The 13,576-nt window shown below is 44.4% G+C and carries 12 protein-coding genes; 9 read left to right on the forward strand and 3 right to left on the reverse strand.

All coding sequences use genetic code 11. The annotated features are described in order from the left end of the window. Positions 1-485: 485 nt before the first annotated feature. Complete coding sequence (locus ACFFGT_RS32055) at positions 486-1,415, forward strand: NAD(P)-dependent oxidoreductase (RefSeq protein WP_377026599.1); 930 nt, start codon at positions 486-488, stop codon at positions 1,413-1,415. A gap of 208 nt (positions 1,416-1,623) precedes the next feature. Then, positions 1,624-3,894, forward strand: a complete 2,271-nt coding sequence (locus ACFFGT_RS32060; protein ID WP_377026600.1) for a Tex family protein — start codon at positions 1,624-1,626, stop codon at positions 3,892-3,894. A 181-nt stretch (positions 3,895-4,075) separates the two neighbouring features. Here the strand turns inward: ACFFGT_RS32060 and prfA are convergent, their stop codons facing one another. Then, positions 4,076-5,149 carry a peptide chain release factor 1 gene (gene prfA / locus ACFFGT_RS32065; protein ID WP_330861241.1) on the reverse strand — a complete coding sequence of 358 codons (1,074 nt, stop codon included), beginning with the start codon at positions 5,147-5,149 and terminating at the stop codon, positions 4,076-4,078. Between the two features lie 292 nt (positions 5,150-5,441). On the opposite strand from prfA, the gene ACFFGT_RS32070 reads away from it, so the two are divergent. Continuing rightward, entirely contained in the window at positions 5,442-5,786 is a 345-nt protein-coding gene (locus tag ACFFGT_RS32070; RefSeq protein WP_377026601.1) for an SHOCT domain-containing protein, read from the forward strand. A 20-nt stretch (positions 5,787-5,806) separates the two neighbouring features. Here the strand turns inward: ACFFGT_RS32070 and ACFFGT_RS32075 are convergent, their stop codons facing one another. After that, the gene (locus ACFFGT_RS32075; protein WP_377026602.1) at positions 5,807-6,565 is read right to left on the reverse strand and encodes a UDP-2,3-diacylglucosamine diphosphatase; all 759 of its coding nucleotides are present in this window, start codon (positions 6,563-6,565) and stop codon (positions 5,807-5,809) included. Positions 6,566-6,680: 115 nt separating this feature from the next. Between ACFFGT_RS32075 and ACFFGT_RS32080 the strand changes: the two genes are divergently transcribed. Together ACFFGT_RS32080 and ACFFGT_RS32085 are read left to right on the forward strand one after the other, a co-directional pair. After that, a complete protein-coding gene (locus ACFFGT_RS32080) occupies positions 6,681-6,923 on the forward strand; it encodes a hypothetical protein (RefSeq protein ID WP_377026603.1) in 243 nt (80 codons plus the stop codon). Between the two features lie 11 nt (positions 6,924-6,934). After that, the gene (locus ACFFGT_RS32085) at positions 6,935-7,282 is read left to right on the forward strand and encodes a hypothetical protein (RefSeq protein WP_377026604.1); all 348 of its coding nucleotides are present in this window, start codon (positions 6,935-6,937) and stop codon (positions 7,280-7,282) included. Positions 7,283-7,405: 123 nt separating this feature from the next. On the opposite strand, the gene ACFFGT_RS32090 is transcribed toward ACFFGT_RS32085, so the two are convergent. Beyond that, positions 7,406-8,161 (reverse strand): hypothetical protein, encoded by a 756-nt coding sequence (locus ACFFGT_RS32090; protein ID WP_377026605.1) that lies wholly within the window; start codon positions 8,159-8,161, stop codon positions 7,406-7,408. Positions 8,162-8,505: 344 nt separating this feature from the next. Between ACFFGT_RS32090 and ACFFGT_RS32095 the strand changes: the two genes are divergently transcribed. The 4 genes from ACFFGT_RS32095 (at position 8,506) to ACFFGT_RS32110 (ending at position 13,551) form a co-directional block, all read left to right on the forward strand. After that, positions 8,506-10,623, forward strand: coding sequence for a prolyl oligopeptidase family serine peptidase (locus ACFFGT_RS32095; RefSeq protein WP_377026606.1), 2,118 nt, complete (start codon positions 8,506-8,508; stop codon positions 10,621-10,623). 94 nt (positions 10,624-10,717) lie between these two features. Then, complete coding sequence (locus ACFFGT_RS32100; protein ID WP_377026607.1) at positions 10,718-11,902, forward strand: DmpA family aminopeptidase; 1,185 nt, start codon at positions 10,718-10,720, stop codon at positions 11,900-11,902. A 13-nt stretch (positions 11,903-11,915) separates the two neighbouring features. Next, positions 11,916-12,686 carry a GDSL-type esterase/lipase family protein gene (locus tag ACFFGT_RS32105; RefSeq protein ID WP_377026608.1) on the forward strand — a complete coding sequence of 257 codons (771 nt, stop codon included), beginning with the start codon at positions 11,916-11,918 and terminating at the stop codon, positions 12,684-12,686. A 10-nt stretch (positions 12,687-12,696) separates the two neighbouring features. Further along, entirely contained in the window at positions 12,697-13,551 is an 855-nt protein-coding gene (locus tag ACFFGT_RS32110; protein WP_377026609.1) for a hypothetical protein, read from the forward strand. Positions 13,552-13,576 lie beyond the last annotated feature (25 nt).

Raw genomic sequence — 13,576 nt, forward strand, 5'->3', positions numbered from 1 at the left:
ATAAGTATTAATAATCCCAAACTTTACAGAGAGACTTGCACAGCGGACCTGCAAATCGGGGATTGCTTCGTGCCTCGCAATGACGCTCTTTTATATTGAGCCTGTGGTCGATGTTGTTACTACAACTGCTCGAAAGATGAAATTACCTCTTAAAAAAAAGTATGTCATTGCGAGCGTAGCGCGGCAATCTCGTACTCAATACATGTCGAATAAGTATGTCGTTTATGCATGCCGACGAGATTGCCACGTCGCGCCATGCGCAACCCCGTACAAGCTCCTCGCAATGACATGGGTTTTATTAAATCAACATTTTCAACTGATTTGCATCTTCCGAACACCTATAATGATAACACCGACCACAAGCTAATGCCACAATGACGCTCTTTTATATTCACTCTGTAAAAATCACCAATCATGATAAAAGCCTGTCGGCTAATACCCTTGCATTTTGTAAATTTGGCCTCTTATAAATAATTGATACAACGTTGAAAAATAATATCCTTATTGTTGATGATGTGCATGCCATATTTATGGAGCAGGCCGAAGCTAAAGGTTACACCTGCGATTACCGTCCGCTGATTAAGGTTGACGAAGCCTTGCAGATCATAGGCGACTATGCCGGTTTGGTGATCCGCTCAAAGTTCAGGGTGGATAAGGCTGTGCTTGATGCCGCTACTAACCTCCAATTTATAGCCCGTGCCGGTGCCGGTATGGATAATATTGATGAAGATTATGCCGCACAGAAAGGTATAAACCTCATCAATGCACCCGAAGGTAATTCCGACGCTGTAGGTGAGCATGCCATAGGTTTGCTGTTATCGTTAATGAACAACCTTAACCGGGGCGATGCCGAAATCCGTGACGGTAAATGGCAGCGGGAAGCCAACCGGGGTTATGAACTTAAAGGTAAAACCGTAGGCATTATTGGTTACGGCCATATGGGTAGCAGCTTTGCCCGTAAGCTTTCTGGCTTCCAGGTAAATGTTATTGCTTACGATAAATATAAAACCGGCTTCAGCGATAAATATGCCCGCGAGGTAAGCATGGAAGAAATTGTAAAGCACAGTGATGTGCTGAGCCTCCACATCCCCCTAACGCCCGAAACCAACGGATTAGTGGATGACGAATACCTGTTCCATTTTAAAAAGCCTATATTCTTTTTGAATACATCACGCGGCAAAACTGCTAAAGTATCTGCTGTACTTAATGCCATAAAACAAGGCAAAATTTTAGGCGCAGGTTTGGATGTGCTGGAAGTTGAAAAATTTCCCGCCCTTGCCGATCAGCAATGGTTTGAAGAATTAAAGCAAAGTGGTAAAGTACTCCTAAGCCCCCACGTGGCCGGCTGGACATTTGACTCATACCGGAAAATCAGCGAGGTAATGGCCGAGAAGCTGGTTGATTTGAAGGGGTAGGCATAGTTTTTACGCGTCATTGCGAGGTACGAAGTAATCCCCAACATACAGAGTAGCTATGCAAGTTCGCCTTGTATAGTTCGCGATTGCCTCGTACCTCGCAATGACGTTTCTAAGTAGGTAAATCAAAAAACTTTCAACCTTTTGTTAACAATCTTTTTTTGAATTGTAAGCCTATTCCCCCAACTTCGCAGTCCGAATTTTGATTATGAGTATTCATTATAAAATAATAGCTGCAGAGCTTGCAGTTGCCGAAAAACAGGTAACCGCCACCGTTGCCCTGCTTGATGAAGGAGCTACTGTTCCGTTCATTTCCCGTTACCGTAAAGAGCTTACCGGCAGTCTGGATGAGGTACAGGTTGCCAATATCCGCGATCGCGTACAACAACTGCGCGAACTGGATAAACGCCGCGAGGCCATCCTGAAATCGCTTACAGATATGGGCAAACTAACGCCTGAGCTCGAAAAGCAAATCAATGAAGCCGAAACCATGGTTGCATTGGAAGATATTTATCTTCCTTATCGCCCAAAACGCAAAACCCGCGCTACTGCGGCCCGCGAAAAAGGCCTGCAGCCATTGGCAGATGTTTTATTAGAGCAAAGCAATATCGACCCGGAACTGATAGCTGCCGAATATATCAGCGATGAAAAAGGCGTAGCAAGTGTTGAAGAAGCATTAGCCGGTGCCAGGGATATCATTGCTGAAACCGTTGCTGAAAATGCCGAGGTACGCACTAAAATCCGTGAACTGTTTGTAGAGAAAGGCACCTTTGCTTCAAGAGTAGTTGAAGGCAAAGAGGAAGCAGGGATTAAATACAAAGACTACTTTGAATGGACGGAGCCCGTTAAAACCGCTCCATCTCATCGTGTATTGGCCATGCGCCGCGGCGAAAAGGAAGAGATCCTGTGGCTCGACCTGAAACCTGAGGAAGATGATGCGCTGAACCTATTGGAAAGTTCAGTTATCAAAGCCAACAACCAGGCTTCAGGACAAGTTCGTTTAGCTATTACCGATGGCTACAAACGCCTGCTGAAACCTTCAATGGAAACGGAGGTGCGCCTGCTTACTAAAAAGAAAGCCGACGAGGAAGCTATCCGCGTATTTGCCGAAAATGCCCGCCAGCTTTTACTGAGCGCGCCGCTTGGCCAAAAACGGGTAATGGCGCTTGACCCCGGTTTCCGCACAGGCTGTAAACTGGTTTGTTTGGATGAACAGGGTAAACTGCTCGAAAACACTGCCATTTACCCGCACACAGGTGCAGGCCAGGCACGTGAAGCCGAAAAAACGGTACAGCACCTGTTCCAGAAATATAATATTGAAGCTATTGCCATAGGTAACGGCACGGCCGGCCGCGAAACTGAAGTATTTGTGCGCAACCTTAATTTACCGGGTGCAACTATTGTGATGGTAAATGAAAGCGGTGCTTCTATTTATTCAGCATCTGAAGTGGCAAGGGAGGAATTTCCTGACTATGACGTTACCGTAAGGGGGGCAGTATCCATCGGTCGCCGTTTGATGGACCCACTGGCTGAATTGGTAAAGATTGACCCAAAATCAATTGGTGTAGGCCAGTACCAGCATGACGTTGATCAAAACAAGCTTCAGACGTCCTTAGATGACACAGTGATCAGTGCGGTGAACGCGGTGGGTGTAGAGTTAAACACTGCCTCAAAACAGATCCTGGCCTATGTATCTGGCCTTGGCCCTCAACTGGCACAAAACATTGTGGAATACCGTAACCAAAATGGCGCCTTTAAACGCCGTGAACAATTAAAGAAAGTTCCCCGCCTGGGCGATAAGGCTTTTGAGCAGGCGGCAGGCTTCCTCCGCATTCACAATGCCGAAAACCCGTTGGATACCAGCGCGGTGCACCCCGAGCGTTATGGTTTACTGGAACAAATGGCTAAGGATTTGAAATGCACTGTGAAAGATTTGATGGGCGACGCCACCTTGCGCAAAAGCATCCCGCTGCAAAAATACACATCCGAAACTGTTGGTTTGCCAACCCTGAACGACATCATGGCCGAGCTTGCCAAACCAGGCCGCGACCCGCGTGAGCAGTTTGAGGCCTTCAGCTTTACCGATGGGGTAAATGCTATTGGCGATTTGAAAGTAGGCATGAAGCTGCCGGGCATTGTAACTAACATTACTGCTTTTGGTGCTTTTGTTGATATCGGTGTTCACCAGGATGGCCTTGTTCACCTGAGCCAGATCACCAACCGTTACATTAAAGACCCTAACGAAGTATTGAAAGTACATCAAAAGGTTGAGGTAACCGTTACCGAGGTTGATGTGAACCGCAAGCGTATTGCCTTATCTATGAAAGAGAACGACAAAAGCGCACCGGATCAGCGCCGTAATGACGACCGCCGGCCTCAAGGCAACAACAAGCCAAACTTTAATAAAAGGGTTGAAAAAGAGCCCGAAACAGATATGGCTTTAAAACTGGCCGCTTTGAAGGGGAAGTTTAAGTTATAATAAAAAAATCGTATACTTTTAAAACCGTCATTGTGAGGTACGAAGCAATCCCCGACTCTACAGGGCGGACCTGCTTATAGGGGATTGCTTCGTACCTCACAATGACGATTTCTCGATGAAAGCAAACAAAAAATCCCCAACCATCAGGCTGGGGATTTTTATTATATCATCTAACAGTAACTTACGCCACTGTTCCTTCTTTCAATTTCTCAGCATTCTCTGCAAACTGAAGTGATTCAAGAATCTCCTGCAAATCGCCGTTAAGCACGCCCGGAAGGTTGTAAATGGTAAGACCAATGCGGTGCTCGGTTAAGCGGCCCTGAGGGTAGTTATAGGTACGTACCTTGGCCGACCTGTCGCCGGTTGATACCATGGTTTTACGTTTTTTAGATGTTTCGGCAAGGTGCTTTTGCAGCTCCATTTCATACACCCTTGAACGTAATACCTGTAAAGCTTTATCGTAGTTTTTTAATTGCGATTTCTGATCCTGACACTGGGCAACAATACCTGTAGGAAGGTGGGTTAACCTTACGGCAGAGTAAGTAGTATTTACCGACTGACCGCCCGGTCCCGAAGCACAGAACAGATCCTTACGGATATCACTCACCTGCAGGTCGATATCAAATTCATCAACCTCGGGCAGTACCACTACTGATGCTGCCGATGTATGTACACGGCCCTGTGTTTCGGTATCCGGCACACGTTGTACACGGTGTACACCCGATTCATATTTAAGGGTTCCGTAAGCGTCTTCGGCGTTTACGTTAAATACAATCTCTTTGTAGCCTCCGCTGGTGCCTTCGGTATAGTCAACCAGCTCGGTACGCCAGCCGCGTTTTTCGCAGTAACGCATATACATGCGGTAAAGATCGCCGGCAAAAAGAGCGGCTTCATCACCACCTGTACCACCACGGATCTCCACAATGGCGTTTTTAGAATCCTCAGGATCTTTAGGGATCAGCATCAGACGAATTTCTTCCTCTTTTACTTCCTGTTGGGCAAGTAATTCATCAAGCTCCATTTTGGCCATTTCGCGAAATTCTTCATCTTTCTCGGTAGCCAGGATCTCTTTATTGGTATCGATATTGCTCATGATGTTGCTGTAGATATGATACTCATCAACAATTTTGGCAAGATCTTTATATTCTTTATTTAACTGGGCAAAACGCTTCATATCCTGCATTACTTCAGGATTGCTCAATTCACCTTCAACATTTTTCCAGCGCTCGTATATCAGCTCTAATTTATCTAACATATACTATGAATAATGATGCAGCTAAAAACTGTTTGATATTGAACCGGCTTATGAAAGATTTAACGTTTCGGGGCGGTTTACAGGCTTGCTGCAAAAAGTGCACAAAAGTACACATTTTTTCTGTAAGAAAGATGCCCTGTTAGGTTATACAACTATGCTGCCACCAGCTTATTACAATCGGCAAACAATGATAGCCACAAGAGATTGGATACACAATATATGTTTCAATACTTGTATTGAAAACTTATTTATATATTAGGTTTCTTATTTTAATATTCTAAACCTTAAAACTATGGGCGGATTAGGCGCACCTGAAATCATTTTAATTATTGTTGCTTTTGGCAGCCTCGGATCAATGATCATTTTCCCGGTGTGGGGGTATAACGCGGGAGCCAAGCGAACCATCGGTGCTGTTCCGGGCTTGTTTTTAGGGCTGTTCCTTAATTTTATTGGGATAATAATTGTTTATTGCACGCCAAAGATTGCGGATAAAAACTTTTTCAACTTTCCTCCCCAGTCATCGGCAGATGAGTTGCAAAAATTTAAACAATTATTTGATAGCGGCGCAATAACCGAATCGGAGTATAATGCTCAAAAAAACCGGATCTTAAACTCTGGTTACAAGGGGCAGTATTAACCCTTAACAATTATCAAAGTCTATTTATCACCCTTTTCAAAATACTCCAGCTTTAGCTCATTGCCATCAAAAACGGCATAGGTAAACTGCGTAATCCACTCGCCAAGGTTAATATACCGACTTTGCGGGTTTAGCTGAATATCGAGCGGCATATGGCGGTGGCCAAAAACAAGGTAATCGTAAAAGTTGGTTTTCAACTCTTCGCGGCAAAAATTAACCAGCCATTCCTGTTCGCCCGGCTTGGGGTTCTCTTTCTTTGCATTGGTATCGCGGCTATGACGGCTCCATTTATTGGCTATGCCCACACCAAGGTTTGGATGGATGCGTGCAAACAGCCACTGGCAAAATCCGCTCCTGAAAAATCCTTTTAAAAACTTGTAAAAGTTATCACCGGGGCCAAGTCCATCTCCGTGGTGAATGAAAAACTTCTTGCCGCCGCGCTCAATTTTTAACTCATTGCTGATGATGGTAGCGCCAAATTCCTTTACAAAATAATCAAACATCCACATATCGTGGTTGCCTTTAAACAGGTAAAGCTTTACGCCGGCATCGGCAAGTTCGGCAAGTTTGCCAATAAAACGAATATAGCCTTTGGGCACTACCGTTTTGTATTCAAACCAAAAGTCAAAAACATCGCCAACCAGGAACACTTCGGCTGCATCATGCTTTATACTATCCAGCCAGCGCACTATCTTATCTTCGCGTTGGCGGCTTGAGGCATATGTACCTGTACCTAAATGAAAATCAGAAGCAAAATAGAGTTTGTCGCGAACCGGCATATTCGGCAAAAATACGTTTTAACAGCCAAACAGAAAAGATAAAGATTGTTACACAATTACCATCAAACAACAGCGTATCTTAGTGGTTATTCACAATACATCAAAAACTAAAATTATGGCAATCCCCGAAAATCCAAATCTTGATGATGCCCAGGAAGACAAAGATCCGGGCAACGAATTTGAGCAGAACGAAGGCCAGGATACCGGCAACGAAATAATTGACAATAGTGAACCGGATGTAGCCGGGTTGAACGCAGCCAGCCGCGCGTCCGAATCGTCATTTACTTTAAACTTTGAAGACGGCTATGCCCCCGCACCTGATAAAAAAGGCAAAGACCAGCAATCACCAAAAAACTGAGATACTAAACAATGAAAAAACTATTACTGCCGGCATTGATCCTGGTCATTTTTGCAGGCAAAGCATCGGCACAGTCGAAGGGCTTTACCATGGCCGATTTTAAGAACAACATAGGCAAAACAGGCACCTTATGCGATACCGTTTATTCGTTTAAGGCCGTAAGCGATACGCTTACCTTGCTAAATATGGGTGCGGCCTATCCAAGGCAAAAATATACCATAGCCGTAAAGGGGAATCAAATAAAGCTTGATTTGTCCGGCATAAAAGGGAAGCATGTGTGTGCAACCGGCGTATTTGAGCTTTTTAAAGGTCAGCCCGAAATTGTGGCCGATAAGCCCGAACAAATCACGGTTAACTAATCAATATCAAACATTATAAACAGGAAAAGCAGATCAATGATCTGCTTTTCCTGTTTATAATTAAAATCTTATTCAGAGTTTTTATTAGCCTTCAGCTTTATGCATTAAGCTTTTAGCTTTAAATTAAAATGCTTTATATAGGCCAAATACTATCTGTCCTTCGGTAATTGGCTGCTTGGTTACCAAACGGCCTACATTCAGTGTACGGCCTGTTGTGGTTACATTATACCCGGATGAGTTAACATAGTTGCCTTTTAGCGATAAGCCCCAACCCGCACCCATATCAAACCTGATTGCCGCGCTGCCGCCATAAGCAAAAGCATAGCCTTTAGAACTTTCCTGCGTAATGCTGCCGGTTTGTGCATCAACACCGGTAACAGTTATAGTTAACACCGGTGAAGTTTGGCTTTTAATAGCACCTGCCGATGCCCTTACATCAAATGACAGGCTGCGCCATACAAAGGTATATTGCGGACCTACCAACAGGTTAAAGCTGCGGTAACGTTTATCTGCAGATACTGTGCCCTGATCGGCTTTAAAATCGGTAGTATAGCCCTGCGATAATATCAGGTCGTCATCATATGAAAAATTGCTTTGATCCTGGTATGAAAAGGTGTAACCAATCCCAAAATTCCGGTGCAGGTAATATGCACCGTCAAGCTGGAAGGTAACGCCCTTATTTCCAAAGCCCGATTTATTATTACTGTAATCTGCTTTTGCAAAATCCCTCAGGGCATAGGATATTCCCATGCTTAACCCTACATAAGGTTTAAGTTTAACCTTGGTTTCATCATCTTTATCGTTGGTATCCTGAGCTTTTGAAGTAAATGCCAGCAGCATTAAAAGGCCTGCTGTAAAAAAAGTAAGGGTTTGTTTCATGTTTGTTATTATGTAACTGTATTACCGTAAGGTTTGCTGTTGCATACTTAAGCTGCAAAGCAAACGTGTAAAAAAACGCATTATTATTGATACTTATATGATAGCCGGGCCCGGTTTAGGCCTGAAAATCACAGCAGATATCATTTCCAAAAAACCAAGGGGTTAATTTTTAGTTATTTGCCCTTGTTTTACAGCAGTTTTTTTACGCCGCTAATATAGCCTGCCCCGGCCAATTAAACAGCAACCGGCTGCAAAATTAACAACTTTTAACCTTTTCGGCCATGATTACCTTGCGGCAATGTGCCTTAAATGGCTATCTTTAGTTTCCTGTAATTTAAACTTCCATGAAAAAAACGTTCTGTTTATTAGCGTTAGCTGTTTTATTTTGCAGCTACACACATGCACAAATGACTATAAAAACACTCCCATACCCCAAAACAAAAAAGGTTGATGTTGTTGATACCTATTTTGGCACCCAGGTGCCTGATCCTTATCGCTGGCTTGAGCATGACCATGCCGATGATACCAAAGCCTGGGTACAGGACGAAAATAAAGTAACTTTCAACTATCTCGACCAGATCCCCTACCGGGCCGAAATTCACAAACGCCTGGAATTCTTATGGAACTATGAAAAGTATAGCGCCCCTTTTAAAGAAGGTAAATACATCTACTTTTATAAAAACGATGGTTTGCAAAGCCAGAACGTACTGTACCGCCAGTTAGGTGATAACGGTGTTCCTGAAGTTTTCCTCGATCCCAATAAATTCTCTGCCGATGGCACTACCTCACTGCAGGGCATCGACTTTAGCAAAAATGGCGACCTTGCCGCTTACCAGATCTCTGAAGGCGGCTCGGACTGGCGCAAGGTTATCGTTATTAACGCCGAAGATAAAAGTGTTGTTGGCGATACCCTGAAAGACGTAAAATTCAGTGGCCTGGCCTGGCACGGCACCGACGGCTTTTATTACAGCAGCTATGATAAGCCAACAGAAGGCAGCCAGCTTTCGGGCATGACACAGTTTCATAAGCTTTATTACCACAAGCTTGGCACACCGCAAAGTACCGATAAGCTGATCTTTGGCGGTGATAAAACCCCTCGCCGCTATATTGGCGCCTACCTTACCGAAGACGAACGCTTTTTAGTGATCACAGCTGCCACCTCAACAACCGGCAACGAGCTATATATCCAGGATTTAAGCAAACCCGGCAGCCAGATTATTAACATTGTAAACAACTTTGATAATCAACACAGTGTTTTGGATAACGTGGGGAGCAAGCTTTATATCCTCACCAACATCTACTCGCCCAATTTTAAAATTATTACTGTTGATGCCGCCGAGCCGGGCATTACTCATTGGAAAAACCTGATCCCCGAAACTAAAAATGTCCTGAGCGCTACCACCGGAGGAGGTAAAATTTTTGCCGAATACCTGCAGGATGCCACCTCACTAATCCAGCAATACAATATGGATGGCAAGCTTGAGCGCACTATTCAGCTGCCCTCAATTGGCTCCGCATCGGGCTTTGGAACCAAGAAGGAAGAAAAGGTAACTTATTACACTTTTACTAACTACATATACCCTCCTACTATTTTTAAGCTCGATATTGAAACCGGCAACTCGGTGGTCTATAAAAAATCAGGGGTAAAGTTTGATCCTGAACAGTACGAATCAAAGCAGGTGTTTTATACCTCAAAGGATAAAACAAAGATCCCGATGATCATCACCTACAAAAAGGGAACTGTGCTTAACGGGCAAAACCCAACATTGCTGTATGCGTATGGTGGCTTTGGCATTAGCTTAACCCCGGCCTTCAGTACATCAAACATTATATTGCTTGAGCATGGTGGTATTTATGCTGTGCCTAACCTGCGCGGCGGCGGCGAATATGGCGAAACCTGGCACCGCAAAGGCATCAAACTAAAAAAGCAGAATGTGTTTGATGATTTTATAGCCGCTGCCGAATATCTTATCAAAAACAAATACACATCAAAGGATTACCTTGCCGTTTCGGGCGGCTCTAACGGAGGCTTGCTTATTGGCGCCATGTTAACCCAGCGCCCCGATCTGTTCAAAGTAGCTTTCCCTGCCGTAGGTGTGCTGGATATGCTCAGGTATAATAAATTTACTGCAGGGGCAGGCTGGAGCTATGATTACGGCACCGCCGAAGATTCGGAGCAGATGTTTAAATACCTTTATAACTATTCGCCTTACCATGCCCTTAAACCCGGTGTTTACCCGGCTACAATGATTACCACCGCCGATCATGACGACCGCGTAGTACCAGCCCATTCCTTTAAGTTTGCCGCGCGCCTGCAGGAATACCAGCAGGGAACAGCCCCAACGCTTATCCGTATTGAAACCAATGCCGGTCATGGGGCAGGGCAAAGTACAGCCCAGCTTATAAACGGCCAGGTTGATAAATGGGCGTTCATGTTTTGGAACATGGGTGTTAAATGGTAGTGATCCGATTTGCCAATTGCGCAGGATCATTTATGGCTAAGTGACTTAAAATTAAAACATTGTGGATATATTTAATTAACTAAATCAATCACCCATGATATGTTTCAAAAGTCTCCGCCATTTAAGTACCCCTGTATTCCTGCTTTTGGCAATAAGCACATTTGCGCAAAAGCCCCGGGCCCGAGATATCGGTATCCCTTTTGAAGGTACACCCGGCAGGTACAATGCCATTACCGATGTGCAGGGCGTTGAAGTTGGTTATAGTACAATTATTTTAGGATCGGGAAAAAATATAATTGGCAAAGGCCCTGTGCGTACCGGCGTTACGGCTATTTTTCCAAATGGCAAGGTTAGCCACCACCCGGTTTTTGCAAATTGGTATACCTTAAATGGCAACGGTGAAATGACAGGCACCACCTGGTTAACAGAATCGGGCTTTTTAGAAACCCCTGTCATGATCACCAATACCAACAGTGTAGGCGTAGTACGCGATGCGGTATTAAAATGGTTTGTAAATACAAACTGGTACGGCAACGAACAATATTGGTATACCTATCCTGTAGTGGCCGAAACTTATGACGGCGGACTGAATGATATCTACGGTTTCCAGGTTAAAGAAAGCAACGCGTTTGATGCGCTGAACAATGCTGCTCCCGGTACTATAAAAGAGGGAAATGTAGGCGGTGGCACCGGGATGATGTGCCTGGGGTTTAAAGGAGGTACCGGTACAGCATCAAGAGTTGTAACTATAAATGATAAAACCTATACTTTGGGGGTATTGGTACAATCAAACTTTGGCAGGAAGAAGAACCTGACCATAGCAGGCGCGCCGGTTGGCCGGGAATTAAAAGACACACTGAATTATGAATTTAAAGCCCCGCCGCAATCAAAGCACCAGGAAGGCGATGGCAGTATCATTGTAGTATTGGCTACAGATGCACCTTTGCTGCCGCATCAATTGAAGCGGCTTACCGAGCGGGTTGCTTTAGGCGTAGGGAAAGTGGGCGGCCGGGGAGAAAATGGTTCCGGTGATATTTTCCTTGCATTTTCAACGGCTAATCCGGATGCTTTTAGCCGAACAGGCAGTACCCGGGTTGAAATGCTGGCAAATGATCAGCTTAACCCGCTGTATGAGGCTACTGTACAATCTGTTGAAGAAGCTATCATCAATGCCATGGTTGCTGCCGATACCATGGAAGGCATTAATGGCAACAAAGCTTATGCCCTGCCGCATGATGCCGTAATACGGGTGCTAAAAAAGTACAACATTGTAAAATGATCTTATAAACCACATGAAAAAACAGTTCATACTTATTGTTATTCTATTTTCCATTAATCAGGCCTTTGCACAGCATAAAAAAACCAATTTAAACATCGTGTTTATCGGCAACAGCATAACCCAGGGTGTTCAACTGACCGATGCGGCTACCGAAGCCCCACCGGCAACTGCGGTAGCTTATCTCCAAAAACAAAAAAACCTGGATACGGTAAGTTTCAGCAACCAGGGGCATAGCGGTTATACCACGCTTGATTTTTTGCCCGGAACCGGCACTTTTGCCAAAGTTGAGGAAGCTGCCAATGCTTTTACCAACAAGGATGCGCTACTGATATTTTCGATAAAGCTTGGCACAAATGACAGCGCTATACAGGGGCCGCACGGTGCACCGGTATCGCCCGAAGATTATCAAAAAAACTTAAAGACCATAATTGATAAATTGTTAGCCGATTTCCCGAAAGCGATTGTCATTTTCCAGCACCCGCTATGGTATAGCCCTAATACCTACAATGGCGCAAAATATTTACAGGAAGGCCTGAGCAGGCTGCAAAGTTATGTGCCGATGATAGACGAGCTTGTAAAAACATATGCCGCTACAAACCCTAAACAGGTTTTTGTGGGCGATACCAAAGCATTTGCCTATTTTGAAAAAAATCACCTGACCGATCTGATCCCGGAGAATGGCAGGGAAGGCACATTCTATCTTCATCCCAATAAAAAAGGCGCCGAAGCCTTAGGCCGTTTTTGGGGGATGGCTATTAACAAAATAATAAAGCATAATTTTTAAATAGCAGGTAATGAGCTACACAGCAAACATCAAAGCCAGGATTTTTACGGCTTTGATGTGCTTATTAGTTTGCTCTTGTAAATCATCCGTAAAACAACCAATCCAGGCAGATAGCGGCCATACAGCGGCGCCGAAACTTAAAAGCATTGCTTATACCGATTCCGCTTTTAAAGTGATCCATGTTTTTGTTGCCCTGTGCGATAATAAATACCAGGGAATAGTACCGGTACCGCCCGCCATCGGAAACGGCCAGGATCCCGAAACCAATTTATACTGGGGATGCGATTATGGTATACGTACCTACTTTAAAAAAAGTAAAGACTGGCAGCTGCTTAAAAAGCAAAAAGGGAGCTCAATAATATTGGAAAGGCTCATTTTCCGTCATCGTACAAAAAAAGTTTATTTAGTAGCCGATGCCTGGGACGGCCAGGCCATTGAAAAAACTACCGAAGATTTCTTATTCAGCTGCGCCGGGCAATTAAAGGATACCATACATTACAACAGGCAGGTTATAGGTATTAATGGCAATGCACAATTGCTGGCTTATATTGGCCACGATGGCCTGATGGATTTCAGGCTGCCCAATGAATTTAAAAATGCAGATGGCAAAACCCGCGATTGCATCATTCTGGCCTGCATCAGCAAAAAATATTTCAACGGTTTCATTACTACCGCCAAAGCCAATCCCCTGCTTTGGACAACCGGGCTCATGTGCCCCGAAGCTTACACACTTCATGATGCCCTAACAGGCTATATCAATAACGAAACACAAGCAAGCATCCGGCAACGGGCAGTTGCAGCATATGTAAAATATCAAAAATGCAGCACCCAGGCAGCTGCAAACCTGTTAGTCAGCAATCATTAAACAAGCCTCAGGTTCTGAATAAAAT

It is taken from the genome of Mucilaginibacter angelicae, from assembly GCF_042434235.1.
Lineage (GTDB): Bacteria > Bacteroidota > Bacteroidia > Sphingobacteriales > Sphingobacteriaceae > Mucilaginibacter > Mucilaginibacter angelicae.